At 64.6% G+C, this 25,169-nt stretch carries 23 protein-coding genes; 10 read left to right on the forward strand and 13 right to left on the reverse strand.

The features are described from left to right. Positions 1-4: 4 nt before the first annotated feature. Together RAD10_RS37060 and RAD10_RS37065 are read right to left on the reverse strand one after the other, a co-directional pair. Positions 5-880, reverse strand: a complete 876-nt coding sequence (locus RAD10_RS37060; RefSeq protein WP_461621325.1) for a branched-chain amino acid ABC transporter permease — start codon at positions 878-880, stop codon at positions 5-7. Positions 881-980: 100 nt separating this feature from the next. Continuing rightward, positions 981-2,315 (reverse strand): substrate-binding protein, encoded by a 1,335-nt coding sequence (locus RAD10_RS37065; protein ID WP_461621326.1) that lies wholly within the window; start codon positions 2,313-2,315, stop codon positions 981-983. 390 nt (positions 2,316-2,705) lie between these two features. Here RAD10_RS37065 and RAD10_RS37070 point away from each other — a divergent pair, with 390 nt between their 5' ends. After that, the gene (locus tag RAD10_RS37070; RefSeq protein ID WP_104465139.1) at positions 2,706-3,185 is read left to right on the forward strand and encodes a hypothetical protein; all 480 of its coding nucleotides are present in this window, start codon (positions 2,706-2,708) and stop codon (positions 3,183-3,185) included. Positions 3,186-3,307: 122 nt separating this feature from the next. After that, positions 3,308-3,778: a MarR family winged helix-turn-helix transcriptional regulator gene (locus RAD10_RS37075; RefSeq protein WP_461621327.1), complete on the forward strand. Its 471-nt coding sequence runs from the start codon at positions 3,308-3,310 to the stop codon at positions 3,776-3,778. An 8-nt stretch (positions 3,779-3,786) separates the two neighbouring features. Here the strand turns inward: RAD10_RS37075 and prfA are convergent, their stop codons facing one another. The 3 genes from prfA to RAD10_RS37090 all read right to left on the reverse strand — a co-directional run bounded on the left by prfA (position 3,787) and on the right by RAD10_RS37090 (position 8,825). Then, positions 3,787-4,872 carry a peptide chain release factor 1 gene (prfA, locus tag RAD10_RS37080; RefSeq protein ID WP_461621328.1) on the reverse strand — a complete coding sequence of 362 codons (1,086 nt, stop codon included), beginning with the start codon at positions 4,870-4,872 and terminating at the stop codon, positions 3,787-3,789. 57 nt (positions 4,873-4,929) lie between these two features. Continuing rightward, entirely contained in the window at positions 4,930-7,197 is a 2,268-nt protein-coding gene (gene ptsP / locus RAD10_RS37085) for a phosphoenolpyruvate--protein phosphotransferase (protein ID WP_091966069.1), read from the reverse strand. 371 nt (positions 7,198-7,568) lie between these two features. Further along, entirely contained in the window at positions 7,569-8,825 is a 1,257-nt protein-coding gene (locus RAD10_RS37090; protein ID WP_461621329.1) for an aspartate kinase, read from the reverse strand. A 147-nt stretch (positions 8,826-8,972) separates the two neighbouring features. Between RAD10_RS37090 and RAD10_RS37095 the strand changes: the two genes are divergently transcribed. The 4 genes from RAD10_RS37095 to RAD10_RS37110 all read left to right on the forward strand — a co-directional run bounded on the left by RAD10_RS37095 (position 8,973) and on the right by RAD10_RS37110 (position 11,771). After that, a complete protein-coding gene (locus RAD10_RS37095) occupies positions 8,973-9,440 on the forward strand; it encodes a PH domain-containing protein (protein ID WP_018320543.1) in 468 nt (155 codons plus the stop codon). 14 nt (positions 9,441-9,454) lie between these two features. After that, positions 9,455-10,228 (forward strand): bifunctional 2-polyprenyl-6-hydroxyphenol methylase/3-demethylubiquinol 3-O-methyltransferase UbiG, encoded by a 774-nt coding sequence (gene ubiG, locus RAD10_RS37100; protein ID WP_161966326.1) that lies wholly within the window; start codon positions 9,455-9,457, stop codon positions 10,226-10,228. A 97-nt stretch (positions 10,229-10,325) separates the two neighbouring features. Further along, positions 10,326-10,607, forward strand: a complete 282-nt coding sequence (locus RAD10_RS37105; RefSeq protein WP_461621330.1) for a GIY-YIG nuclease family protein — start codon at positions 10,326-10,328, stop codon at positions 10,605-10,607. 264 nt (positions 10,608-10,871) lie between these two features. Continuing rightward, complete coding sequence (locus tag RAD10_RS37110) at positions 10,872-11,771, forward strand: EamA family transporter (protein WP_018320546.1); 900 nt, start codon at positions 10,872-10,874, stop codon at positions 11,769-11,771. Here the strand turns inward: RAD10_RS37110 and RAD10_RS37115 are convergent. The 4 genes from RAD10_RS37115 to RAD10_RS37130 are packed head-to-tail and all read right to left on the reverse strand — an operon-like array spanning position 11,768 to position 14,242. Beyond that, positions 11,768-12,250: a DUF1178 family protein gene (locus RAD10_RS37115; RefSeq protein ID WP_461621331.1), complete on the reverse strand. Its 483-nt coding sequence runs from the start codon at positions 12,248-12,250 to the stop codon at positions 11,768-11,770. The two genes, RAD10_RS37110 and RAD10_RS37115, sit on opposite strands and share 4 nt — an antisense overlap. After that, positions 12,247-13,125, reverse strand: coding sequence for a carbon-nitrogen hydrolase family protein (locus tag RAD10_RS37120; protein ID WP_461621332.1), 879 nt, complete (start codon positions 13,123-13,125; stop codon positions 12,247-12,249). Before RAD10_RS37120 ends, RAD10_RS37115 begins: the two co-directional genes overlap by 4 nt. Beyond that, positions 13,122-13,397 (reverse strand): glutaredoxin 3, encoded by a 276-nt coding sequence (gene grxC, locus RAD10_RS37125; RefSeq protein WP_461621333.1) that lies wholly within the window; start codon positions 13,395-13,397, stop codon positions 13,122-13,124. The genes RAD10_RS37120 and grxC overlap by 4 nt, the downstream gene beginning before the upstream one ends. A 35-nt stretch (positions 13,398-13,432) precedes the next feature. Beyond that, entirely contained in the window at positions 13,433-14,242 is an 810-nt protein-coding gene (locus RAD10_RS37130; RefSeq protein WP_461621334.1) for a ComF family protein, read from the reverse strand. 157 nt (positions 14,243-14,399) lie between these two features. On the opposite strand from RAD10_RS37130, the gene RAD10_RS37135 reads away from it, so the two are divergent. After that, positions 14,400-15,269, forward strand: coding sequence for a methyltransferase domain-containing protein (locus RAD10_RS37135; RefSeq protein WP_461621335.1), 870 nt, complete (start codon positions 14,400-14,402; stop codon positions 15,267-15,269). 133 nt (positions 15,270-15,402) lie between these two features. Here RAD10_RS37135 and mutT read toward each other — a convergent pair whose 3' ends face one another. Further along, positions 15,403-15,813, reverse strand: a complete 411-nt coding sequence (gene mutT, locus RAD10_RS37140) for an 8-oxo-dGTP diphosphatase MutT (protein ID WP_018320552.1) — start codon at positions 15,811-15,813, stop codon at positions 15,403-15,405. A gap of 136 nt (positions 15,814-15,949) precedes the next feature. Here mutT and RAD10_RS37145 point away from each other — a divergent pair, with 136 nt between their 5' ends. Beyond that, the gene (locus RAD10_RS37145) at positions 15,950-17,275 is read left to right on the forward strand and encodes a TadE/TadG family type IV pilus assembly protein (RefSeq protein WP_461621336.1); all 1,326 of its coding nucleotides are present in this window, start codon (positions 15,950-15,952) and stop codon (positions 17,273-17,275) included. A gap of 46 nt (positions 17,276-17,321) precedes the next feature. Here RAD10_RS37145 and argJ read toward each other — a convergent pair whose 3' ends face one another. Both argJ and RAD10_RS37155 read right to left on the reverse strand, forming a co-directional pair. After that, on the reverse strand, positions 17,322-18,563 hold the full coding sequence (gene argJ / locus RAD10_RS37150; RefSeq protein ID WP_461621337.1) for a bifunctional glutamate N-acetyltransferase/amino-acid acetyltransferase ArgJ: 1,242 nt from the start codon (positions 18,561-18,563) through the stop codon (positions 17,322-17,324). 130 nt (positions 18,564-18,693) lie between these two features. Beyond that, the gene (locus RAD10_RS37155; RefSeq protein ID WP_461621338.1) at positions 18,694-19,620 is read right to left on the reverse strand and encodes a peptidylprolyl isomerase; all 927 of its coding nucleotides are present in this window, start codon (positions 19,618-19,620) and stop codon (positions 18,694-18,696) included. 352 nt (positions 19,621-19,972) lie between these two features. Here RAD10_RS37155 and secA point away from each other — a divergent pair, with 352 nt between their 5' ends. Further along, complete coding sequence (gene secA, locus RAD10_RS37160) at positions 19,973-22,813, forward strand: preprotein translocase subunit SecA (RefSeq protein WP_461621339.1); 2,841 nt, start codon at positions 19,973-19,975, stop codon at positions 22,811-22,813. A 385-nt stretch (positions 22,814-23,198) separates the two neighbouring features. Here the strand turns inward: secA and RAD10_RS37165 are convergent, their stop codons facing one another. Beyond that, positions 23,199-23,642 (reverse strand): MarR family winged helix-turn-helix transcriptional regulator, encoded by a 444-nt coding sequence (locus tag RAD10_RS37165; RefSeq protein WP_018320557.1) that lies wholly within the window; start codon positions 23,640-23,642, stop codon positions 23,199-23,201. 179 nt (positions 23,643-23,821) lie between these two features. On the opposite strand from RAD10_RS37165, the gene RAD10_RS37170 reads away from it, so the two are divergent. Then, complete coding sequence (locus tag RAD10_RS37170; protein ID WP_461621340.1) at positions 23,822-25,006, forward strand: substrate-binding domain-containing protein; 1,185 nt, start codon at positions 23,822-23,824, stop codon at positions 25,004-25,006. Positions 25,007-25,169 lie beyond the last annotated feature (163 nt).

Below are 25,169 nucleotides of genomic sequence, written 5' to 3' on the forward strand. Positions count from 1 at the left end.
TCACTTACTCGCGGCCCTGGACGCCGAGCAGGCCATGCGGTCGCACCACGAGCACGAGCGTCATCGCCGCAAACAGCATCACATAGGCGTAGCCGGGGTTGAACATGGAGGTGACGCTGATGATCTCGCCGGCGATCAGGCCGCCCAGGATCGCGCCTGGAAACGAGCCGACGCCGCCGATCACCACCACCACGAAGGTCTGGACCAGGATGTCGTCACCGATGCCCGGCGTCAGCGACACCACCGGCGCGTTGACGATGCCGGCAAAGCCGGCGGCCATCGCGCCGATGCCGAACACCACCATGAAGACCCTGTAGACATTGATGCCGAGCGAATCCACCATCACAGAATCCTCGATGCCGGCCCGCACGATCATGCCGAGCCGGGTCCGGTAGAGGATGATGAACAGCGCGCCGAGTGCGATCGCGACGATGCCGACCACCGCGAGGCGGTAGGTCGGATAGAACATGAAGCCGAGATTGGTGATGCCCTGGAATATCGCCGGTGGCGGGACCAGCTGCGACTGGCTGGAGAAGATCAGCCGGATGACCTCGACGAAGCAGATGCCGAGCCCGAACGTCACCAGCAACTGATCCTCGTGCGGCCGATGATAGAAATGGCGAATGATGACGCGTTCCATCGCAACGCCCAGCAGCATCACGAACAGGGAGCCCGCGATCACGGCTAGGATGAACGATTCCGTGTACTGATAGGCGACGAACCCGGCATAGCCGCCGATCATGAACATCGCGCCATGCGCGAGGTTGAGCACGCCGAGCGTGCCGTAGATAATGGTCAGGCCGGAGCTGATCAGCGCGAGCAGCGCGCCGAGCGCGAGCCCGTTGAAGAGCTGCGAGACGAGGTTGGGCCAACTAATCATGCAATGGTCACGGTTGTGGCGCGTTCCGGCGGTGCGCAAAAAAGGGTGACGCCGCAGGAGCCGGAAGCGACCTACGGCGTCACAGGGGGTTAGCGCGAGCTCAGCTGTAGTCGCCGGGATGGCAGCCGAAGGCGTCCGGCTTCTGCATCAGGCCTTCGCCGGGGACGATCTCGACCACATCGTACCAGTCCTCCTTGGTCTTCATGTCCTTCTGCTGCTTGCCCTTGACGATGATCACCGGGCGGACGCACTGATGGTCCTCGGGGCGGTAATGCACGTCGCCGACCAGGGACGGCAGCGTCTCGCCCTTCTCATAGGCCTTGATCACGTCGGGCGGGTTGAAGCTGCCGGCCTGCTCGCACATGCGGGCCCAGTGCGCGAAGCTGACATAGGCGTTCTCCGCGCCCCATTCCGGCTTGTAACCGTACTTCTTCTCGAAGGCCTCGTTGAACATCTTGGCGAGCGGAAACTTGTCCTCGAGCGTCCACCAATAGTCGGTGGCGGCGTAGACGCCCTGCATCAGCCCGCCGGTCTCGCGCGCGATGAAGGGCACCTGGTAGGGGACGACCAGCTTCATCTTGTCGAGCACGCCGAACTGCTTGGCCTGCTGGGTCGAGAGCACCGCGTCGTGGCCCCAGTTGACGTTGATCAGCACGTCGGCACCGGAATTCGCGACGTTCAGCAGATACGAGGAATAGTCGGGCGCACCGAGCGGTGCGACCTGGTTGGTGACGGTGGTCCAGCCGGCGGTCGCGAGGAAGTCCTGCATCGACTTGGTGACGGTGTGACCGTAGGTGTAATCAGGCGTGAGATACGCAGCCTTCTTGCCCTTGCCGAACTCCTTGACCATGACGGGGCCGATCGCCGCCGCGGCGGTCTGGCCGAAGAAGTTCTGGCGGAAGCCGTAGCGGACGCAGTCCTTGCCGGTGGTGTCGTTCGAGCCGGAGATGCCGCAGACGAAGATCACCTTCTCGCGCTGGGCGAGCTTGTTCAGCGCGACCGCAACGGCGCTCGAGGTGCCGCCGGTGATCATGATCGCCTTGTTCTCGCTGATGAAGCGCTGCTGCGCCTGCACCGCCTCGTTCGGCTTGGCGGCGGAATCCGCGACGCCGAATTTCAGCTCCTTGCCGAGCACGCCCTTGCTGGTCTTCGGCGAGATCTTCTTGATCAGGTCGTGACCGCTGTTGATGTGCTCGATCGCGAGCTGATAGCCCTTGAGCTCGTCCTCGCCCTGCACGGCATAGGTGCCGGTGCGCGGCACCGAGATGCCGATGAAGGCGGTGGAACCCGAAACGCCCGCGGGATAGGAGCCGACGGCCGGCTTGTCCTCGGCGAAGGCCGGCATCGCGGGCAGCACCGAGCCGCCGACGAGGCCTGCCGTGGTCTGGAGCAGGCCGCGGCGCGAGAGGCCACGGCGAATGAGATGGTCGGTCATGATCGTTTCCTCCGGATATCGTTCTTGTTTGCAGGCAAAAGACGACCTGTCCGGCGGCAACCGGCCTCGAAGGGCCTGCCTGCACCGGGCGCGTCACATCCGCGTGTAGCTCCTGGACGTAAACATTGCTCGTGAACTCCTTCTGTCAATTTCGCCTTTGGTCGAACGACGAAAATTATCGCGTGAAAACATATCGGATCACGATATATATTAGTCTTTGTGAGTACGAGATTGGCGGGTTCGGCGAGAGAGATGCCGCGGCAGACGACAGTAGCGGGTACCCGGAAGCGACGGTCCTGGCCGCAAGAAGCGGAGCGGCAGGAGACGGCGTGGCCTGCCGGGGAGGGAAGCGACCAGCGCACATCGCCGCAGTCCGGCGATGCCTCGCGCATGCCGGAGCCGCGCAGCCGGTCCGCCGGGCAGCGGGGGCCGGCCGTCGGCTCCGTTCAGGCCAAGCGCACGCCGGTGCCGATGCAGAGACTGAGCGTGCGGGCTCAGAATGTCCTGAAGGAGCTCGCGGTCGAGCTCACCGGCGAGCAGCCGCCGAAGGGGACCTGGTCGCCCTCGCGCGAGCTGCTGCTCGCGCTGACGGCCGAGCGGCTAGCGACGACGCGCAATTGCGGTCCTCACACGATGCGGGAGATCGTCGACTGGGCGCAGGGCTGCGGCGTGACGATCAAGCCGGTGATCCCGCCCGGCGGCTCGCTGTCGCAGATGTGGGGTGAGCTGATCACGAATGCATCCGAAGGCGCCTTGACCAGCGCCGAGATCGCCAGTGCGCTCCAGCGCTCGATCAGGCGGAAGAGCGTTCGTATTCCGATCGCGTTTCAGGTCATCCTGGTGAAGATCCTGCTCTCCAACTTCGAATAGAAGCGCTGCAAGCCCCTCCTATATTTGTGCATGTGCGACGCCCGTCGGTGGTTCCGCCCGGCCTTCCTTGCTAGTCTCGGCAGCGCCCACTCCGCCGGCGGGCGGAGGTCGAAAGGCACGGAATGGCTGACGCGAAGCGGAAGACCGGACGCACGGCGCGCGCTGCGCCCTCGAGGGGCGGCGCGATGCGCGAGGCCGACTACGCCGCGTTGGCGCAATTCCGCTACCAGCTGCGCACCTTTCTCGCCTTCAGCGAGGCCGCGGCCCAGAACGCCGGATTGACGCCGCAGCAGCACCAGGCCCTGCTGGCGATCAAGGGGCTGGCCGGCCCTGGCGGTGCCAGCGTCGGCGACATCGCCGGCTTTCTCCTGATCCGGCACCATACGGCGGTGGAACTGGTGGACCGCATGGCGAAGTTGAAGCTGATCGGCCGGGAAGCCGATCCCGAGGATGCAAGGCGCGTCCTGGTCAAGCTGACGGCCAAGGGCGAGCAGAAGCTGCGCTCGCTTTCGCGCATTCACGTGGATGAGCTGAGCGCCGCTGCACCCGCATTGGGCAAGATTCTGCGATCGTTCCTGGCAAAGGTGCGCTGAGGCAGAGATCAGGCCGCCGCGCCTTGCGCGGCGAGCTGCGCGGCCTGGTGCTCGGTGGTCAGCGCGTCGGTCAACTCGCCGAGCGCTTCGCCCGCGATCACCTGCGGCAGCTTGTAGAGCGTCAAATTGATGCGATGGTCGGTGACGCGCCCTTGCGGAAAATTGTAGGTGCGGATGCGCTCGGAGCGGTCGCCTGAGCCGACCTTCTCCTTACGCTCGGCCGACCGCGCGGCGTCGACGCGCTGGCGTTCGGCGTCGTAGATGCGCGAGCGCAGGATGTTCATGGCGGAGGCGCGATTCTTGTGCTGCGAGCGGCTGTCCTGCATCATCACCACGATGCCAGTCGGGATGTGGGTGATGCGGATCGCCGATTCGGTCTTGTTGACGTGCTGGCCGCCGGCTCCTTGCGCGCGCATGGTCTCGATGCGCAAATCGTCGTTCTTGATGTCGACGTCGACGTCCTCGACCTCTGGCAGCACGGCCACCGTCGCGGCCGAAGTGTGGATGCGCCCCTGCGTCTCGGTGTCCGGCACGCGCTGCACACGATGCACGCCGGATTCGAACTTCAGCTTCGAGAACGCGCCGCGGCCCTGCACCTCCGCGATGATTTCCTTGTAGCCGCCGACGGTGCCTTCGCTGGCCGAGATCACCTCGACCTTCCAGCCCTGCAAGGCAGCGAAGCGCTCGTACATCCGGAACAGGTCGCCGGCAAACAGCGAGGCCTCGTCGCCGCCGGTGCCGGCGCGGATTTCCAGAACCACGTTGCGGTCGTCCATAGCGTCCTTGGGCAGCAGCGCGACGCGAATCTTCTGGACCAGCTCCTCGATTTTCGGCGTGAGCTCGTCGCGTTCGGCTTCCGCCATGCCGCGCATCTCGGCATCGGTCGCGGGATCAGCGATCAGCGCTTCGGTGTCGGCAAGCTCCTTGACCGCGGCGCGATAGGTCTTCACCGCCTCGATCAGCGGGGTGATCTCGGCGAGCTCGCGCGTGATCTGCACATAGCGCTCGGAGGCGAGCTGTCCCAACGATTCGGCCTCGAGAGAGGCATGATGTGCAAGGAGCACGTCCAGTTTGGCTTCGGGGAGTGACGACATCGGTTCAGTCTCAAATGGTGGAAGGAGGCGAGGCGGCAGGGAGCGGCGACAGGCCCGCTACAATGCCAAGCCTTCGGCCTCGGCAAATTCCGTCAGTTTCTGCCGGATCGAGACGCTGCCCGCCGGCGCGTCCAGGAGCGGACCGAGCATGGCTTCGGCCTTCTTGGCATCGAGGTCGATGACCATGGCCTTGACGGGGCCGAGCGCGGTTGCCGACAGCGACAGCGAGCGGTAGCCCAGCGCAATCAGCGCCAGTGCGCCAAGCGGCTTGGACGCCATCTCGCCGCAAAGGGAGAGTGACTTCTGCGCCGCCTGTGACTTGCGCGCGATCTCGCGCAGCGCGCGCAGGATCGGCGCCGACATGGTGTCGAAGCGCTCGGAGACCTTGGCATTGCCGCGATCAACCGCGAACAGGAACTGGAACAGATCGTTGGAGCCGACCGAGATGAAGTCGACCTTCTTCAAGAGCTCGTCGAGCTGATAGAGCAAAGCGGGGACCTCGACCATGGTGCCGATGTCGATACGCTCCGGCAGCGTATGGCCGTGCTGGCGCAGATAAGTCAGCTCGCGTTCGACCAGCGCCTTCGCCGAATCGAATTCGGCGACCTCCGAGATCATCGGGAACATGATACGCAGCGCGCGGCCGCCACCGGCGCGCAGCAGCGCGCGGATCTGGCCGCGCAGCAGGCCGGGACGATCCAGCCCGAGCCGGATCGCGCGCCAGCCGAGCGCGGGATTTTCCTCGATCACGGCTTCCATATAGGGCAGCGCCTTGTCGCCGCCGATGTCGAGGGTGCGGAAGGTGACGGGCTTGGTGCCGGCCGCATCCAGCACGGTGCGATAGAGCGCCAGCTGGTCGCTGGTGCGCGGCAGGCTCTGGCCCACCATGAATTGCAGTTCGGTGCGGAACAGGCCGATGCCGGCGCTGCCGGTGTCCTCGATATGCGGCAGGTCGATGGCAAGGCCTGCGTTGATCATCAGCTCGACCTTCTGGCCGTCCCTGGTGACGCAGGGCAGGTCGCGCAGCGCCAGATATTGCGCCTGGCGGCGGGCGCGGAAGCGCACGCGCTCGGCGAAGGCCGCCTCGACTTCCTGCGAGGGGCGCACATAGATCGAACCGGAGGTGCCGTCGACGATGATGGCATCGCCGGGATCGGCAATGCCGGGCGCGTTCGGCACCTCACCGACCGCGGGGATGCCGAGCGCGCGCGCCACGATCGAGACGTGGGAGTTGGCGGTGCCTTCCTCCAGCACGATGCCGCGCAGGCGCTTGCGGTCGTAGTCGAGCAGCGCCGCCGGGCCCATCGCGCGGGCGATGACGATGGCGTTGTCGGGCAGCTGCTCGCGCGAGGGCGCGTGGTCCTGGCCGACCAGCTGCCGCATCAGGCGGTAGCCGAGATCCTCGAGATCGTGCAGCCGGTCGCGCAGATAGGGGTCGGTCGAGCGCAGCATGCGCGCGCGGGTGTCGGACTGCACGCGCTCGACGGCGGCTTCCGCGGTGAGGCCGGTGGCGACCGCCTCGTGCAGCTTGTGCGACCAGCCCTGGTCGTTGGCGAACATGCGGTAGGCTTCCAGCACCTCGCGATGCTCGCCGCCTTCGGCGACGTCGCCGCGCTCCAGCATGCGGTCGAGATCGGCGCGGAGCTTGGCGAGCGCGGTGTCGAGCCGCTTGATTTCCTTGGGCAGGTCCTCGGCGATGTAGTCCTTGATGACGACGCGCGGCTCGTGCAGCACGACATGGCCGAGCGCGATGCCCTCCGACAGGATCGCGCCGACCTTCTGCGCGGAATGGCGCGCGGCCGGCTCCAGCCCCGGCTGGGCCAGGGCGGACAGCTCGCCGGAGGCGATCAGCTCCGCCAGCACCATGGCGGTGGTCTGCAGCGCCTCGAGTTCCTCCTCGACATAGTTGCGCTTGGCGCGGTTCTGCACCACCAGCACGCCGAGCGTGTTGCCGGCCCGCAGGATCGGCACGCCGAGGAAGGAGTGGTAGATTTCTTCGCCGGTCTCCGGGCGGAACGAGAAGGCCGGGTGGGTCTGCGCATCGCTCAGGTTGAGCGGCGTCGCCTCGCTGGCGACGAGGCCGACCAGGCCTTCATGGGCGCTCAGCACGGTGTGATGCACGGCCTCGCGGTTGAGGCCTTCGGTGGCGTAGAGCTCCAGCGTGTTGTCGATGCGCAGCACATAGACCGAGCACACCTCGGCCACCATGTTGGCGGCGATCAGCACCACGATCTTGTCCAGCCGCTCCTGGGCCGAGACCTGCTCCGCCATGGTTTCGCGGAGCCGTCTCAACAAGACGCGGGGACCTCCCGACGCGCTCCGCATGTCCCGTCAATCTCCTCCGTCTGCCCGGCCCGGCGGTATCGGCCGGCGGCTGGCCTAAAATTCCAGAAAAACAACCAAATTGTTTGTCCGGCGCCGGCACAAGCCCAAAATCCACTGGAGATTTAGCGCTTGCACCGAATCAGCGCCGCCCTGAACTGGGACACAGTCTGCGGCAGCCCACCCTGTTCGCCGTATAGCGAATTGAGGCTTGTTTTGCCAAGCAAAACGCCTGCCAAACGCGAAGGTGTGTACACCTTCGCGTTTGCTGCGACCGCTAAGAGAAAATTAGTCCAGGCATGGTCCGGAAAGCGAAGCGGTTTTCCGGAAAGACCATGCTCAAACAACAACCTGAAGCGCGACGACGTCGCGTTTCAGGCCTGATCGAGACCGTAGAGCGTGTGCAGGGTGCGCACCGCAAGCTCGGTATAGGCGGTGTCGATCAAAACCGAGAATTTGATCTCGGAGGTTGTAATGGCCCGGATGTTGATATTCCGCCCGGCGAGGGCCGAGAATGCCTGGGCGGCGACGCCGGCATGGCTGCGCATGCCGCTGCCGATCACCGAGATCTTGGCGACGTCGGTGGCGGTATCGAGCCGCGCATAGCCGATCTTGCCCTTGGCGGCGGTAATCGTGTCCTTGGCGCGGGTATAGTCGGCCGCCGGCACCGTGAAGGTGAGGTCGGTCGTCTTGCCGTCCTCGGAGACGTTCTGCACGATCATGTCGACGTTGATGTTGGCATCCGCCAGCGGGCCGAAGATCGAGGCCGCAACGCCCGGCTTGTCCTCGATCTGGCGCACCGAGATCTGGGCCTCGTCCTTGGAGAAGGCGATACCAGTGACGACGTGGCTTTCCATGATCTCCTCCTCGCTGCAGATCAGCGTGCCGGGCGGCTGGTTGGCATGCGGGTCGATATCCTCGGGCTTGTCGAAGCTCGAGCGGACGAAGATCGGCATGTTGTGGACCATGCCGAGTTCCACCGAGCGGACCTGGAGCACTTTTGCGCCCTGGGAGGCCAGTTCCAGCATGTCTTCGAATGCGATCTTGTCGAGTCTCTTGGCCTTCGGCACGATTCGCGGATCGGTTGTGTAGACGCCGTCGACGTCGGTGTAGATGTCGCAGCGGTCGGCCTTGACGGCGGCGGCGATCGCCACGGCCGAGGTGTCGGAGCCGCCGCGGCCGAGCGTGGTGATGCGGTTGGTCTTCGGGTCGATGCCCTGGAAGCCGGCGATGACCGCGACTTCCTTGCGCTCCCTAAAGCGCTTGATGATCTCGCTGCCGTCGATGTCCTCGATCCGGGCCGAGGCGTGGGCGTCGCTGGTCTTGATCGGGATCTGCCAGCCCTGCCAGGAGCGGGCCTGGATGCCCATGCCCTGAAGCGCAATGGCAAGCAGGCCGGATGTGACCTGTTCGCCGGAGGCGACGACGGCGTCGTATTCGCGCGCGTCGTGCATCGGCGAGGCCTCGGTGCACCAGGCCACCAGCTCGTTGGTTTTTCCGGACATCGCCGAGACGACCACGGCCACTTCGTGGCCGGCGTCGACCTCACGCTTCACGTGGCGTGCGACGTTGCGGATACGTTCGATGTTGGCGACGGATGTGCCGCCGAATTTCATCACGAGGCGGCTCATGACGACGCGTGCATTCCCTCATAAGGATAAGTATGGTGACCCGCGCGAGGCGATGCCGCGGACCCGACCGCGCGTATACAGAGGGGCGGGGCCGGGGGCAAGCGGGTTCCTGCTGCGGCCAATCCGGGCAATGGGTTATCAGAGGTTATGGCGCGCTATATTGACGAAATCCTGCAGCCCGGCGAGCGGGTGCTGTATTCGACCAATGCGCACTGGATTTTCTATTTTCCGGCCATCCTGGCCTGGATCGCGGCTTTCGCCCTGTTCGTCCTGTCAGGGCAGACCACGGTCAATGGACTCCTGATTCTCTGTCTCATCGCCTCGGGCGTTGTGGCTCTGGCGGCCCTGTTCTGGACCGTGAAGGGCTGGTTCCATCGCTTCACCACCGAGACCGACGTCACCAACCTCAGGATTGTGCACAAGACCGGCTTCATCAAGCGCCGCACCTTCGAGATGGCGCTGGACAAGGTCGAGAGCGTCGATGTCAATCAGACGATTCTTGGACGTATTCTCAACTACGGCGACGTGACCATCAACGGCGTCGGCGAAGGTCGCGAAACCATCCGGACCATCGCCTCGCCGCTCGCCTTCCGTAGTTCGATCACCACGCGGTAGGACCGCGCGTAACCATGAGCATGCAGCAAAATACTTCCCTCTCCGCCAGCCCGCAGCCGGGTTCGACCGTCGACGCCGCCGAGATCGCAAAGTTCTCGAAACTCTCAGCGGAGTGGTGGGACCCCAACGGCAAGATGGCGCCGCTGCACCGGATCAACCCGCTGCGGCTCGGCTACATCCGCGATGCCGCCTGCCGCAAGTTCGAGCGCAACGTGCGCAGCCTGAACTGCCTCGGCGGGCTTCGCGTCCTCGATATCGGCTGCGGCGCCGGCCTGCTGTGCGAGCCGCTGTCGCGGCTCGGAGCGCAGGTCATCGGCGTCGACCCTTCCCAGAGCAACATCGCCGCGGCCAAGCTGCACGCCGACAAGGGCCATCTTGCGATCGACTACCGCTGCACCACGGTGGAGGAGATCGACCCGCGCGAGCGCTTCGACATCGTGCTGGCGATGGAGGTGGTCGAGCACGTCGTCGACGTTGGCGTCTTCCTGAAGCGCTGCGCGGCGATGCTGAAGCCGAACGGCCTCATGGTGGTCTCGACGCTGAACCGCAACTGGAAGAGCTTCGCGCTCGCCATCGTCGGCGCCGAATACGTCCTGCGCTGGCTGCCGCGCGGCACCCACGAATGGAATAAGTTCGTCACCCCCGACGAGCTGACAAAATACCTGCTCGACAATCGCCTCGTCATCACCGAGCAGACCGGCGTGGTCTACTCACCCTTCGCCGACAAATGGACGCTCTCGTCCGACATGGACGTGAACTACATGGTGGTGGCGGAAGGGATGGTGTGATGTTCCGAACTGGTCATTCGCGGGCGGTGTCGTCCCTGCGAAAGCAGGGACCCATAACCACCGGCCTCAGTAATTAGCCAACACCGGCGCTCCGAGCATGTATCACGTCTACATCCTCGCCAGCCGCCATCACGGAACACTCTACATCGGCGTCACCAACTCTCTCCAGAAACGCCTGGAGCAGCACCGCGCCGGCAAGGGCTCGGAGTTCGTCAAGCGATACGGGGTGTATCGGCTTGTCTACACCGAGGCGTATGAGCGGGCGGACGAGGCGATTGCCCGCGAAAAACAGCTCAAGCGCTGGAAGCGCGACTGGAAGATCGAGCTGATCGAGCGCGATAATCCCGAGTGGCGGGATCTAGGTGATCTGTTGGTTTGACGGTGTGACGCGGCCCAGAAAATGCTGTCGTCCCTGCGAACGCAGGGACCCATACCGCGGAATCTATCGGTGGTGGACGGTGTGAGATGCGCGGGTTGGCAGCCTTCACAAAACTTCTTCCTGGGGTTATGGGTCCCTGCGTGCGCAGGGACGACACCGATTTGTGGCGAGAGCATCGCTCCCATGACGTCCGTGCGGTTGACCGCGCTGGCCTCAACTTGCAGGTTGGCCGCAGTTATTTCCCGCTAATGCCCGCCCCACCCCATGCTCACCATCGCCAGCCTCTGGATTCCCTTCACCCTCGTTGCTGCGCTCGGCCAAGTCGCGCGCAATGCGATGCAGCGGTCGCTGACGAAGCCGCTGGGGACCTGGGGCGCGACCAATATCCGCTTCCTGTTCGGCTTCCCGTTTTCGGTGCTGTTCCTCGGCGTGGTGCTGGTCGCCACCGGCGATCATCTGGGCATGCCGCCGACCGTGTTCTGGCCGTGGCTCTTGCTCGGCGCTCTCAGCCAGATCGTCGCCACCGGCCTGATGCTGCTTGCCATGAACGATCGATCCTTCGTGGTGACGACGGCGTATCTGAAGACCGAGGCGATCCAGACCGCGATCTTTGGCTTTGTCTTCCTTGGCGACCACCTGACCTGGCTGAAGGTGCTGGCGATCGTGATCGCGACCGTCGGCGTCGTCATCACCGCGCTCAGGCCCGGCGGCGAGAAGAGTTTTGCCGAATTGAAGCCGACCATCACCGGCCTCGTTGCAGCTGCGGCGTTCGCGCTGTCTGCGGTTGGCTTTCGCGGCGCGATCATCAACGTGCCCGGCGTCTCATTCGTGACCTCGGCCTCGTTCACGCTGGTGCTCGGCCTGTTCGTGCAGACGCTGGTGCTGACGATCTATCTGCTCTGGCGCGCGCCAAAGGTGCTGCAGGCGATCCTCGGCCTGTGGAAGCCGTCGATGCTGGCGGGCTTCATGGGCGCCTTCGCCTCACAATTCTGGTTCCTGGCGTTCGCGCTGACGGCCGCCGCCAATGTCCGCACGCTCGCTCTGATCGAGGTGCTGTTCGCGCAAGCGGTGGCGTATTATTCGTTCAAGCAGCCGATCGCGCCACGCGAGCTTGCAGGCATCGCGCTGATCATCATCGGGGTGGCGGTGCTGGTGGGGGCTTAGTTCCTGTCTTCCGGCAATGTCGGCAGCGGCGACACCTCGATGCCCTCGTCGATCAGCGACTTCGCCTCCTCCGGCGAGGCCTCGCCGTAGATCGGACGGTGCTCCTTGTCGCCGTAATGCATCGCGCGGGCTTCATTGGCGAAGCGCTCGCCGACATTGTCGGCGTTTTTCACGATGTGATCGCGCAGCTCCTTCAGCTTGGTGCGCAGCTCTTTCTCCTGAGCCAGCATCAGCGAAGTCGGTCCTGATGGTGCCGCCTCAGGCGTGGGGGCAGCCGCCGGTTCCGGCGGCGGCGCCGCGCGCCCTCGGCCCTTCTTGCTGACGATGCGCGGCGCCATGATCGCCTTGTCGACCTTGGCAGATCCGCAGATCGGGCAGGTCACGAGCTTGCGCTTCACTTGCGAATCATAAGCCGACGAGCTCTGGAACCAGCTCTCGAACGTGTGGTTTCGATCGCAATGGAGCGCGTAGCGGATCATGCTGATCCTCGCACGAGGTGCAAATGATCCGGCCCGGCCTTGGGATCGGACACGCCGAAGCGGCGGCCGTGCTGGAGCGAGGGAATCGCGCGGCGTGCGGTCTCGACCTTGGCCGGGTCGATCTGGGCCATGATGATGCCGGGCTCGACATCGCCCTCGGCGAGGATCTCGCCCCAGGGATCGATGATCAGCGAATGGCCGTAGGTCTCGCGCTTGTTCTCGTGGGTGCCTGCCTGCGCTGCGGCGAAGATGAAGCAGCCGGTCTCGATCGCGCGCGCACGCAACAGCACGTGCCAGTGCGCTTCGCCGGTCTTGCGGGTGAAGGCCGAGGGCACGGTGATGAAGTATGCGCCGCTCTCGGCGAGGGCGCGGTAGAGTGCGGGAAAGCGCAAATCGTAGCAGATCGTCAAGCCCACCCGACCCCAGGGCAGGTCGGAGATCACCGCGGTCTCGCCCGGCTGGTAATTGGCGGATTCGCGATAGCTCTCGCCGTCCGGCAGCTCGATATCGAACATGTGGATCTTGTCGTAGCTCGCGAGCACATTGCCCTCGGGCCCGATCAGGAAGGAGCGGTTGACCGCCTTTTCGGCTGAGAAGCGCAGCGCCAACGAGCCGACATGGAGATGTATCTTCAGTTCCGCCGCAAGCGCCCGGTAGGCCTTCAGCGACGTGTCGTCCTCTTCGCTCTGCAGATGCTCGAACAGCGCCTTGCGGTTCAGCTGCATCATGTTGCTGACCTCGGGCGTCTGCACGTAGTCGGCGCCGTTGGCCGCCGCCTGCCGGATCAGCTTCGTGGCCTGCGCGAGGCTCGGCTCGGGCAGCAGACCCGTGCGCATCTGCACCATGGCGGCCGTGAAGGTGCGGTTCTCGCTCATGACACTGCCTTCACGCTGTCGAGCATGCCGTCGAGCTTGCCTTCGCGGTCGAGCGCGTAGAGGTCATCGCAGCCGCCGACATGGGTTCCGCCGATCCAGATCTGCGGGAAGGTCGAGCCCTCACCGGCGCGGTCGTACATCTCCTCCCGCCAGGAGGGGTTCTTGGCGACGTCGAATTCGGTAAAGGTCGCCTTCTTGCGGGTCAGCAAGGACCTCGCCGCGGAACAATAGCCGCAGCCCGGCCTGGTGTAGATCTCGACAGCAGCAGTCATGGCGTCCGGCGCTCTCATGTCATGAAGTCATTGAATTATATGGGACGGGGGCCGGTCTCGACAACCCGGGCGAAGACCAGCACGTCGACCTGGGCGGCTTTGGCCCGGAGCAGGACCCGCGCGCAGGCATCCAGCGTCGCCCCCGACGTCAGGACGTCGTCGATCAGGACAATGCGGCGGCCCTGGACTTCAGCCTGACGGTCGGGGAATACCTGGAACGCGCCCTGCACATTGGTGGCGCGCTGGGCCCGCGACAGGCCGATCTGCTGCTCGGTGGCACGCACCCGGCGCAGCACCTCAGCCCTCGCCTTGACCCCGCTCTGCCGCTCGATGATCTGCGCCAGGGCCCCGGACTGGTTGTAGCGACGGCGCCAGGCCCGCCGCCAATGCAGGGGCACCGGCACCAGCATGTCAGCCCCGGCCAGCAGCTCGCCGCCGGCGCGCGCCATCCAGCGGCCCATGGCGGGCGCCAGATCGGTGCGGTCCTGGTATTTCAGCGCATGCACGAGCGTGCGCGCGACGTCGTCATAGCGCACCGCCGCGCGGGCCCGCTGGTAGGCCGGCGGGCTCGCGATCGCCTCCATCGACAGCATGTCGGGGCCGGGATCATAGACGAAGGGAATGCCGAGCCGCGGGCAGTAGGGCCGCTCGATGAATGACAGCCGCGCCCAGCACGAGGCGCAAACGCCCTCGCCCTCAACCGGTTCGCGGCAGGACACGCACTGCGTCGGCAGCGCGATGTCGAGCGCGAGCCGTGCCGCGCGCGACAGCGCGTGGCGGCTGGCCGTCCACGCGGCCCGAAAGGGGCCGGCGATGGAACGGGTGGGGGCGGCGTCGGCGTCCATGAGGGGAGGCTACCGTTCCGCTTGGCGGCGCTCAAGTGACTCAATCTCGTGCCCCGGACGCAGCGCACCGCACCGGACGATGCTTCGCATCGCCGGGGCTCTGCGCGCACGAGCGCTGCGGCGCGTCCGGGACACGAGAGCGATTGCCAGAGCCAGCATGATCGGCGTAACCAGCGGCATGGCCCAGATCCCGCAAACCCCGCCCGATTTGTTCGATCGCGCCTTGCTGCACGCGCGGCAGCGGCGTGCGCAGGCGCAAGATGCCGTGAGCTTTCTGCTTGATCGTGTCGCTGAGGACATGTCCGACCGGTTGGCTGCGGTGATGCGGGAGTTTCACGCCCCGGCTGATCTCTGGACGCCTGGTGAGGGGCTGGCGGAATTGCGTGCGCGGCTGCCTTCCCTCCAACGGATCGCGCTCGATGCTGCGGGTTCAGAGACGCTGCCCTTCGCGCCCGAAAGCCTTGATCTCGTCGTCTCCGCGCTGGCGATGCAATTCGTCAACGACCTGCCGGGCGTGCTCGCGCAAATCCGCCGCGCGCTCAAGCCCGACGGCCTGCTGCTCGCGGCGATGATCGGCGGCGACAGCCTGACCGAGCTGCGCCAGGCCTTTGCCGCCGCGGAAGCCGAATGCGAGGGCGGCGTTTCGCCGCGCGTCGCGCCGTTCGCGGATCTGCGCGACATCGGCGCGCTGCTGCAGCGGGCGGGCTTTGCGCTGCCGGTGACCGACGTCGACCGCGTCGTGGTGCGCTATGCCAATGCGTTCGCGCTGATGCAGGATCTCCGGCGCATGGGCGCTGCCAATGTGCTGATCGAGCGGCGGCGAACACCGAGCCGTCGCGCGACGCTGCTGCGGATGGCCGAGATCTACACTGAGCGCTTTGCCGATGCCGACGGCCGCATCCGTGCGACTTTCGACATCATCTGGCTCTCCGGCTGGGCCCCGCATGCGAGCCAGCAGCAGCCGCTGAAGCCGGGATCAGCGAAAGCGAGCTTGGCGGAGGCGGTGAAGAAGGCGGGGAAAGAGTGATGCGTGTCCCGGACGCGCTGCAGCGTGAAACGCTGCTGCGCAGAGCCGGGACCCAGCTCCGCGGCAAGCGTGGGCCCCGGCTCTGCAGCGCATCGCTGAAGGAGCGCTGCGCTGCGTCCGGGCACAGTGCATCTCACATCAACAAATCAATCAAATGCGGGATCAGCGGAATGTCCGCGGGCGGCATCGGATAGTCGCGCAGCTTGTTGGCACGGACCCAGGCCAGGGTCTGGCCTTCGCGCGGCGTCACCTGTCCCTCCCAGCGCCGGCAGATGTAGAGCGGCATCAGGAGGTGGAAAGTCTCGTAGCCGTAGCTCGCGAAGGTCAGTGGGGCCAGGCACGGCTCGGCGACGGTGATGCCGAGCTCCTCGTGCAGCTCGCGGATCAGGCTCTGCTCCGGCCGCTCGCCCACCTCGAGCTTGCCGCCGGGAAACTCCCAGAGGCCGGCCAGCGTCTTGCCCGCGGGGCGCTGCGCGATCAGGACGCGCTTGTCGGCGTCGATCAGCGCGCAAGCCACAACCAGTGTCAGTTTCAGATCGGCCATACGTGATGTCGCTCGCTGAAGATCATCCGCAACGGTTTATTAACCCTTTGCGCCCCGTGTTTCCGAGATTCCCATAAGTCATATTTAATCGACGGTTCCTAGAGTGGAAACGCTTAAACCACTCCGGGCCCAAGCCATGCGCGCTGCGCTTTCCACCATCATCCGCCGGTTCGTCCAAGACCGGCGCGGCAATATCGCGGTGATCTTCGCGCTCGCCTGCGTCCCGTTGATCACAGCGGTCGGCTGCGCGGTCGACTACTCGCGCGCGACGCAGACCCGGGCCAAGCTTCAGGCCGCGGCCGATGCTGCCAGCGTCGGCTCGATCGCCAAGGCATCGCCGGCCTTCAAGGCCGCCGGTACCATGACGTCGGATGGGTCGATTTCCGTCGGCGTCACCGATGCCCAGAACATCTTCGACGCCAATCGCGCCAATCAGACCGGCTACACTCTCAACAGCGTCACGCCGACCGTGGTCAAAACCGGATCGACCGTCACCTCGACCGTTGCGTTCAACGCCACCATGAACACCATGTTTCTCGGCCTGATCGGCAAGTCCGCGCTGACGCTGACCGGTACGTCGAAAGCGACGGCCAGCATGCCGCTGTATATCGATTTCTACCTGCTGCTGGACAATTCGCCGTCGATGGGTGTCGGCGCCACGCCGACCGACGTGCAGACGATGGTCAACAACACATCGGACAAGTGCGCTTTCGCCTGCCACGACCTCAAGGACAAGAACAATTACTACGACCTTGCCAAGAAGCTTGGCGTGACCACCCGGATCGACGTGCTTCGGACCGCAACGCAGTCGTTGATGGATACGGCGAGTGCGACCCAGACCTATTCAAACCAGTTCAGAATGGCGATCTACGATTTCGGCGGCTCCGCAAGCACGCTCGGCCTGCGCAATCTGTTTTCGTTGTCGGGCTCTCTCTCCAGCGCCAAATCGGCGGCGGGTAATATCGACCTGATGTCGGTGAACGGTCAGAACGAGAATAACGACCAAGACACGGCATTCACCGCGATATTCCCTGCGATCAACGGCGAGATCAGCTCCCCCGGAACCGGCACGTCCTCCAGCCCGCTCAAATATCTGTTCTTCGTCTCCGACGGGGTCGCTGACGAGAGCAACACCGGATGCCTGAAACCGCTCTCCGGCACCACGCGGTGCCAATCGCCGCTCAATGCTGCGCTCTGCAAGACGATGAAGGACCGGGGCGTCAAGATTGCCGTGCTGTACACAACGTACCTCGCGCTGCCCACCAACAGCTGGTACATGAAATGGATCGCTCCGTTCAACACCGGCCCCTACGGGCCGTCGCCGAACAGCGAGATCGCGCAGAACATGCAGAGCTGCGCGTCGTCCGGGCTCTATTTCGAGGTGAGCCCGACGCAAGGCATCTCGGACGCCATGAACGCGCTGTTCAAGAAAGCCGTCGCGGACGCGCGGATTTCAGGGTGATTTTTCCTTCACCTCTCCCCGTAAGAACGGGGCGAGGGAGAAGAAACTACGACCTGTAATCGCCGTTGATCGCGACATATTCCTTGGTGAGGTCGCAGGTCAGCACCCGGTCGCGGCCCTTGCCGAGGCCGAGCGAGACCTTGATCGCGATCTCCGGGGCCTTCATCGCTTCCGAGACCTGCGCCTCGTCATAATCCGGATCGCGCGCGCCGCTCTTGGCGACGCGGATGCCGTTGAAGGAAATCGAGAGCTTGTCGCGATCGGCCGGCTCGCCGGCCTTGCCGACTGCCATCACGACGCGGCCCCAATTGGCGTCCTCGCCGGCGATCGCGGTCTTGACCAGCGGCGAGTTGGCGATCGACATCGCGATCTTGCGCGCGGAGGCCTTGGTCTTGGCGCCCTCGACGGTGATCTCGACCAGCTTGCGCGCGCCTTCGCCGTCCCGGGCCACTTGTTCAGAAAGATTGGCGAGCATCTGGTTGAAGGCTTTGACGAAGGCCTTCAGGCGCGGATCGCTGGCGCGGCTGATCTTCGGTGCGCCGTGCTCGGCGGCAGCGCCGGTGGCGAAGGCCAGCAGCGTGTCCGACGTGGACGTATCGCCGTCGATCGTCACCGCGTTGAAGGTGTCCTCGACGCCGCTCTTGAGCAGCGCCTGCAAGGCCGCGGGCGCGATCGGTGCGTCGGTGAAGATGAAGGACAGCATCGTCGCCATGTCGGGGGCGATCATGCCGGCGCCCTTGGCCATGCCGTTGATGGTGACCTTGGCCTTGCCGAGCTTGACGGTCGCGGTCGCGACCTTCGGGAAGGTGTCGGTGGTCATGATCGCCTTGGCCGCAGCGAGGTAGTCGCCGGGCTCGGCGGCTTCAGCCAATCGGCCCAGCACGCCGTCGAACTTGGTCGCGTCCAGCGGCTCGCCGATCACGCCGGTCGAGGCCAGGAAGATTTCGCCCTCGCTGCATCCGACCGCCTTGGCTGCGATCTTGGCCGTCAGCGCCGTGGAGGTGCGGCCGGTCTTGCCGGTGAAGGCATTGGCGTTGCCGGAATTGACGACCAGCGCGCGGGCCTTGCCGCCCTTCAGCTTGGCGCGGCACCATTCCACCGGCGCGGAGGGGCACTTCGACTTGGTGAAGACGCCGGCGACCGCGGTGCCCTTGTCCATCACCGCCAGCAACACGTCGGTTCGGTTCTTGTAGCGGATGCCGGCTTCGGCCGTCGCGAGACGGATGCCCGCAATGGTGGGCATGTCGGGAACTGTTTTCGGGGCGAGCGGGGAGACGGTGGAGGACATCGCGGGGCGCCTTGGTGGGATCTGAATATGCAGATGCCCGGCCCCTCTGTGCGAAGACGCGCTTCGCGCTTGGGGCCGGGCATCACAAAGGCTTAGATACTCTTCACGTCACCGAAGTGACAGCGAATTCTTACTTCTTCGCAGGGGGCGCCATCTTGCTGTCGGAAGGCTTGGCTGCGTCCGCCGGCTTGGTATCCGACTTGGCGTCCGCCGCCGGCTGGTCCAGCCGCTCGACCTTGGCTTCGGTGCGCAGCTTGGCGACGTAGTCGGCCTGGGCCTTGCGGGTGACGTACTGCTCGATCTGGGCCTTGACCTGCTCGAAGTCCGGCGCCTTGCGGTTGCGCTTTTCCTCGACCTTGATGACGTGCCAGCCGAACTGCGACTTCACGGGGTCGGAGATCTTGCCGGGCTCGAGCGCGAAGGCGATCGCCGAGAATTCCGGCACCATCTGCTCCTTGGTGAAGAAGCCGAGATCGCCGCCATCGGCCGAGCCCGGATCCTTGGACTTCTTCTTGGCCAGCTCGGCGAAATCGGCGCCCTTGTCGAGCTCGGCCTTCACCGCCTTGGCCTCGTCCTCGGTCTCGACCAGGATGTGGCGGGCGCGCACTTCCTGCTCGCCGGTGATCTGCTTGGAGGCCTCTTCATAGACCTTCTTCATGGCGTCGGGGGTGGTGGCGGCCTTGCCCTCGCCGGCGAGCAGGCTGTCCATCAGAAGCCGGTTGCGGGCGAATGCCAGGCGCTTCTTGAATTCCTCGCTATCGGCAACCTTCTTGTCCTCGGCAGCCTTGCTGACGATTTTCATGTCGATCAGGAAGGACAGGACGTTCTCGTCCTTGGTCGCCGGGTCCATCTGGGCGAGGCTCGGCCCGAGCTCCTCCTCGGCCATGGCGACGTCGCTCTTCTTGATTTCCGCGCCATTGACCTTCGCCAGCACCGGATCGTCGGCGGCCCGGAGCGGGCCTGCGAACGCCAGGGACAGCGCCAGAGCGAGGCTGCCAGCCAGGGCGGACGCACTGCGGAAACGCTGGCCGGTGGTTACCGGGAACGAGGTGGTCATGGAAAATCCTTATGTTGAAGCAGGGGGCTGCTCGAGCGGGGCGGACACTCGCCCAATACAGGGGGGCTTGGCAACGCGAAAAGTCTGTCAAAATGATGAATTAGCCGCAATGCGCCCGCCGTTGACAAGGCCCTGACCGGGCCATATCTCTGCCCGGTCGCGACCATGGCGATGGCGTTTATTTTGCTGCGTTTTTGGCCGTTGAACCCAGACTTGCCCAATTCCCACCCATATGGCGGATGACCCCCGCAGTCCGGGCTCTGACGCCGCGAAGCGTCACGGTGAGTTGATAGGCAGGCGGGTGACAACTTCTTAGGCCAACGCGGTTGAATCGCGAACACAGGAACTAGGCATGATCGGCGCGCTCGCCCGCAAGTTTTTCGGCTCCGCCAACGACCGGCGGGTGAAGGGATATCAGTCCCGCGTCAACGCGATCAACGCGCTGGAAGGAGAAGTCTCGAAGCTCTCCGACGAGGCGCTCAAGGCCCGCACCGCCGACTTCAAGAAACAGCTCGCCGAGGGCAAGACGCTGGACGACCTGCTGGTCCCCGCCTTCGCCACCGTGCGCGAGGCCGCCAAGCGCACGCTCGGCCAGCGCCATTTCGACGTCCAGCTGATCGGCGGCATGGTGCTGCACGAGGGCGACATCGCCGAGATGAAGACCGGCGAAGGCAAGACGCTGGTCGCGACCCTCGCGGTCTACCTCAACGCGCTCGCCGGCAAGGGCGTCCACGTCGTCACCGTCAACGACTACCTCGCCCGCCGCGACTCCGGCTGGATGGGCCAGATCTACGGCTTCCTCGGCATGACCACCGGCGTGATCGTGCACGGCCTCGACGATGCCGAGCGCAAGGCGGCCTATGCCTGCGACATCACCTACGGCACCAACAACGAATACGGCTTCGACTATCTGCGCGACAACATGAAGTACCGGCTCGAGGACATGGTCCAGCGCCCGCACTTCTTCGCCATCGTCGACGAGGTCGATTCCATCCTGATCGACGAAGCGCGCACGCCGCTGATCATCTCCGGTCCGCTCGACGACCGCTCCGATTTCTACAACACCATCGACGGCTTCCTGCCCAAGCTCGACAAGACCGACTACGAGGTCGACGAGAAGCAGCGCACGGTGACGCTGACCGAAGCCGGCATGGAGAAGATCGAGACCCTGCTGCGCGATGCTGGCCAGCTCAAGGGCGAGTCGCTCTACGACGTCGAGAACGTCTCCGTCGTGCACCACATCAACCAGGCGCTGCGCGCGCACACGCTGTTCACGCGCGACAAGGATTACATCGTCCGCGACGACGAGGTCGTCATCATCGACGAGTTCACTGGACGCATGATGCAGGGCCGCCGCTATTCCGAGGGTCTGCATCAGGCGCTGGAAGCCAAGGAGCACGTGCAGGTTCAGCCGGAAAACCAGACCCTGGCCTCGATCACCTTCCAGAACTATTTCCGGATGTATGAGAAGCTCGCCGGCATGACCGGTACGGCGTTGACCGAAGCCGACGAGCTCTTCGACATCTACAAGCTCGAAGTCGTTGAGATCCCGACCAACGTGCCGATCGGCCGTCTCGACGAGGACGACGAGGTTTATCGCACCCACAAGGAAAAATACGCGGCCATCCTCGCCGAGATCGAGCGGGCCAATTCGCGGCTCCAGCCGGTGCTGGTCGGCACGGCGTCGATCGAGAAGTCGGAAGTGCTGGCCGAGTTTCTGAAGCAGAACGGCTACAAGCAGATCGATTTCGGCAAGGAGAACGCGCTCGACAAGCTTTACGCTGCCGCCCGCGCCGGCAAGCCGGCGAAACTGTTCGCGGTGCTGAATGCGCGCTTCCACGAGCAGGAAGCCTATATCGTCGCGGAAGCCGGCGTGCCCGGCGCGATCACGATCGCGACCAACATGGCCGGCCGCGGTACCGATATCAAGCTCGGCGGCTCGCTCGAGATGCGCATCCCGAAGGAGACCGCGGGCATCGAGGACGAGGCCGAGAAGGCCAGGAAGATCGAGCAGATCAAGGCCGACGTCGAGCGCTTCCGCGAGATCGTGCTGAAGGCGGAAGAGATCGTCGAGGTCGAACCGGCGAAGGGCAACAAGCCGGCCAAGACCGTGACCAAGCCCGGCGGCCTCTACATCATGGGCTCCGAGCGCCACGAATCCCGCCGTATCGACAATCAGCTGCGCGGCCGTTCCGGCCGTCAGGGCGATCCCGGCCGCTCGAAATTCTTCCTGTCGCTGGAAGACGATCTGATGCGCATCTTCGGCTCGGATCGCCTCGACAGCATGCTCCAGCGTCTCGGCCTGCAAGAGGGCGAGGCCATCATCCATCCCTGGATCAACAAGGCTCTGGAGAAGGCGCAGCAGAAGGTCGAGGCGCGCAACTTCGACATCCGCAAGAACCTCTTGAAGTTCGACAACGTCCAGAACGACCAGCGCAAGGTGATCTTCGACCAGCGCGTCGACCTGATGAAGGACGAGAGCGTCGCCGAGACCGTGACCGACATGCGTCACGCCTTCATCGACGACCTCGTCGCCAAGCATGTGCCCGAGCATGCCTATGCCGAGCAGTGGGACGTCGCCGGCCTGAAGGACGAATTGAAGCGCGTGCTCGATCTCGACCTGCCGGTCGACGACTGGGCCAAGGAAGAGGGCATCGCCGACGAGGAGCTGCTCACGCGCATCGAGACCAAGGCCGACGAGCACATGGCGGCCAAGGTCGCGCAATGGGGTCCCGACGTGATGCGTTACGTCGAGAAGACCATTCTGCTCCAGACGCTCGACCATCTCTGGCGCGAGCATCTGATCATGCTCGACCATCTGCGCCAGGTCATCGGCCTGCGCGGTTACGGCCAGCGCGATCCCCTGCAGGAGTACAAGACCGAAGCCTTCAATCTCTTCCAGGAGATGAGCGCGCATCTGCGCGAGGCGGTCACGGCGCAGCTGATGCGGGTCGAGATCGTCCCGCCGGAGCAGGAAGCGCCCGTGCTGCCGCCGATGGAGGCGCACAAGTTCGATCCGAACACCGGCGAGGACGAAATGGCGCTCGCCAGCGTCACGCTCGGAGCCCAGACCTCCGACGCCGCGCTGCGCGACCCGAAGAACCCGGCCAGCTGGGGCAAGGTCGGCCGCAACGAGGATTGCCCCTGCGGCTCAGGCAAGAAGTACAAGCACTGTCACGGGCGGTACGCGTAAGGCTTGAATGTCTTTGTGAGGCGCGGCGATAGCGCCTCACTCTCGACTGTCGTCGCCCGGCCAGTGCGCAATTGCGCACTAGGACCGGGCGACCCAGTACGCCGCAGCCTCTCGGCTCAACCACATCAGTCTCTGGAATACTGGATCGCCCGATTAAATCGGGCGATGACGGTTGAGTTTGTGGCGCGAAATCTCTCCACGTCGTCGTCCCTGCGAACGCAGGGACCCATACCGCGGAAGCTATCGAAGGCGCGCAGTCGTCGTACCGCGCACGAAACGCGTAACGACCAATCTTCGCCAAACATTTCCCTGTGGTTATGGGTCCCGGATCGGCGCGCGCTGAAGCGCGCTTGTCCGGGACGACGTGCTGAGAGAGCGTATGGTCCTAATTCGAACTATCGATCAAGCTCTCCAGCAGCCGCTTCAATTCGCTCGTCGACTTGTCGCCGTAGCTCTCGAGGATGTGCTCCTCCTGGTCGACCGCGAGCGAGTTGAGCTTCTTGCACAGCACCTTGCCGCGGTCGGAGATGAACATCAGCACCTTGCGGCGGTCGCCCGGGTCCTGCACGCGATAGACCAGCGTGTCGGAGACCATGCGGTCGATCATCTTGGTCAGCGTCGGATGGTTGAGCAGCACGGCGCCCGCAAGCTCGCCCATCGAATGGCCGTTGCCATCCGACAGCACCTTGAGGATGCGCCACTGCTCGACCGGCACGCCTTCCTTGCTCAACCTCAGCTCGAGCTGCCGGTTGATCTCCCGGTTGGCTTGCGCGAGCAGGTAAGCGAGGTGTTCGGTGATCGGGGTGTTTTCTTTCGACGGTTTTGCCACGGCTAAGACTTCGTCTTGACCCAATTGAGTGAATGTCTTGCAATCAATGCTGCATCTATATGCACTTCAATTCTTGAATATTCAATATTTTCAAAATAGGATCATTGCACAACAAAAGGGCGGAAGCCGCGGCCGCGTGCTCAATGTGCTTTCAGGTCTGGTGCCAGACAGGAGTTGGCGTGCGCGCGACGGTAAACTTCCCGGCTCATGGCGGTCCGGCGTTGCCACCGTCTTTGCTGTTCAGGAATCTGTCGTCCGCGGCAGCGGATTTCGACCTGTCGCCATTTGACATCCACGTCATGAAACGCCGCGGCGCCCGCAACAAGCTGCGCATCGGCAATTTCCTCACTTTCACCGGCTCGCCCGGAATCTGGGGCCCGACCTCCACCAACAGCGCCATGCTGGCGGTCGCCGAGATCAACAAGCGCGGCGGCATCCTGGGGCGCGAGCTCGAGCTCTCGATCTACGATTCCGGCGGCCCGATCGAAGACGTCGTGCGACGCGCCGAGCAGGCGATCGCCTTCGACGAGGTCGACCTGATCATGGGCTCGCATATCAGCGCCGTCCGTGTTGCCCTGCGCAAGGTCACCGGCAGCCGCATCCCCTACATCTACACCCCCGTCTATGAAGGCGGCGAACGCACGCCGGGCGTGATGGCGATCGGCGAGACGCCGCGCTGGCAGAGCCGGCCGTCGATCCACTGGCTCGCGGACGTCAAGAAGGCGGCGCGCTGGTACCTGATCGGCAGCGACTATGTCTGGCCCTGGCAATCGCATCGCGCGGTGAAGCGCTACATCAAGGAGGCCGGCGGCCAGGTCGTCGGCGAGGAATTCGTCCCGGTCGGCGAGGACAATCACGAGCCGCATCTGGCACGCATCCGCGCCGCCAAGCCCGATGTCGTGCTGATCTCGCTGATCGGTACCGACAGCATCACCTTCAACCGCGCCTTCGCGGAAGCCGGCCTTGCGACGTCGACGCTGCGGCTTGCGGGCGCGATGGACGAGACCGTGCTGCTCGGCATCGGCGCCGACAACACCGAGAATTTGTTCTGCGCCTCCGGCTATTTCAACTGCATGGCCTCGCGTGCCAATGACGAGTTCCTCAGCGGCTACCAGGCCATGTTCGGCCCGCACGCGCCGCCGGTCGGCTCGGTTGGCCAGTCGAACTATGAAGGGCTGCGGTTCCTGGAGTCGGTGGCCAACCGTGCCGGCTCGCTGGCCTTTCGTCCGCTGCTGAAGGCCGCACGCAACACCGTTTACTCGGCGGGCCGCGGTCCCGTGGTTCTTCGCGACGGGCGCGCCGAGATGCCGATGTACCTCGCTGAAGCCGACGGTCTCGACTTCAAGATCATCAAGACGCTTTGAGAGGCGGCTGTTGATACGTCGCAGCGGCTTTGCGAAATAATACTTGAAAAGGAAAATATTTCCGTCTGTAATATCGACGCGAAGCCGAACGGGCCGCGCTTGTGCAAGCGCGACCGCGAGACTTTCGTCCAGCGCCAGGGATCAAGAAGCCTCAGAGGAGAGC

It is taken from the genome of Bradyrhizobium sp. 23AC (assembly GCF_054863025.1).

Excerpts from the sequence above, each read along its gene's own strand:
- RAD10_RS37060 (WP_461621325.1), bottom strand. The coding sequence starts at position 880 with ATGATTAGTTGGCCCAACCTCGTCTCGCAGCTCTTCAACGGGCTCGCG.
- RAD10_RS37065 (WP_461621326.1), bottom strand. The coding sequence starts at position 2,315 with ATGACCGACCATCTCATTCGCCGTGGCCTCTCGCGCCGCGGCCTGCTC.
- RAD10_RS37070 (WP_104465139.1), top strand. The coding sequence starts at position 2,706 with ATGCCGGAGCCGCGCAGCCGGTCCGCCGGGCAGCGGGGGCCGGCCGTC.
- RAD10_RS37075 (WP_461621327.1), top strand. The coding sequence starts at position 3,308 with ATGGCTGACGCGAAGCGGAAGACCGGACGCACGGCGCGCGCTGCGCCC.
- prfA (WP_461621328.1), bottom strand. The coding sequence starts at position 4,872 with ATGTCGTCACTCCCCGAAGCCAAACTGGACGTGCTCCTTGCACATCAT.
- ptsP (WP_091966069.1), bottom strand. The coding sequence starts at position 7,197 with ATGCGGAGCGCGTCGGGAGGTCCCCGCGTCTTGTTGAGACGGCTCCGC.
- RAD10_RS37090 (WP_461621329.1), bottom strand. The coding sequence starts at position 8,825 with ATGAGCCGCCTCGTGATGAAATTCGGCGGCACATCCGTCGCCAACATC.
- RAD10_RS37095 (WP_018320543.1), top strand. The coding sequence starts at position 8,973 with ATGGCGCGCTATATTGACGAAATCCTGCAGCCCGGCGAGCGGGTGCTG.
- ubiG (WP_161966326.1), top strand. The coding sequence starts at position 9,455 with ATGAGCATGCAGCAAAATACTTCCCTCTCCGCCAGCCCGCAGCCGGGT.
- RAD10_RS37105 (WP_461621330.1), top strand. The coding sequence starts at position 10,326 with ATGTATCACGTCTACATCCTCGCCAGCCGCCATCACGGAACACTCTAC.
- RAD10_RS37110 (WP_018320546.1), top strand. The coding sequence starts at position 10,872 with ATGCTCACCATCGCCAGCCTCTGGATTCCCTTCACCCTCGTTGCTGCG.
- RAD10_RS37115 (WP_461621331.1), bottom strand. The coding sequence starts at position 12,250 with ATGATCCGCTACGCGCTCCATTGCGATCGAAACCACACGTTCGAGAGC.
- RAD10_RS37120 (WP_461621332.1), bottom strand. The coding sequence starts at position 13,125 with ATGAGCGAGAACCGCACCTTCACGGCCGCCATGGTGCAGATGCGCACG.
- grxC (WP_461621333.1), bottom strand. The coding sequence starts at position 13,397 with ATGACTGCTGCTGTCGAGATCTACACCAGGCCGGGCTGCGGCTATTGT.
- RAD10_RS37130 (WP_461621334.1), bottom strand. The coding sequence starts at position 14,242 with ATGGACGCCGACGCCGCCCCCACCCGTTCCATCGCCGGCCCCTTTCGG.
- RAD10_RS37135 (WP_461621335.1), top strand. The coding sequence starts at position 14,400 with ATGATCGGCGTAACCAGCGGCATGGCCCAGATCCCGCAAACCCCGCCC.
- mutT (WP_018320552.1), bottom strand. The coding sequence starts at position 15,813 with ATGGCCGATCTGAAACTGACACTGGTTGTGGCTTGCGCGCTGATCGAC.
- RAD10_RS37145 (WP_461621336.1), top strand. The coding sequence starts at position 15,950 with ATGCGCGCTGCGCTTTCCACCATCATCCGCCGGTTCGTCCAAGACCGG.
- argJ (WP_461621337.1), bottom strand. The coding sequence starts at position 18,563 with ATGTCCTCCACCGTCTCCCCGCTCGCCCCGAAAACAGTTCCCGACATG.
- RAD10_RS37155 (WP_461621338.1), bottom strand. The coding sequence starts at position 19,620 with ATGACCACCTCGTTCCCGGTAACCACCGGCCAGCGTTTCCGCAGTGCG.
- secA (WP_461621339.1), top strand. The coding sequence starts at position 19,973 with ATGATCGGCGCGCTCGCCCGCAAGTTTTTCGGCTCCGCCAACGACCGG.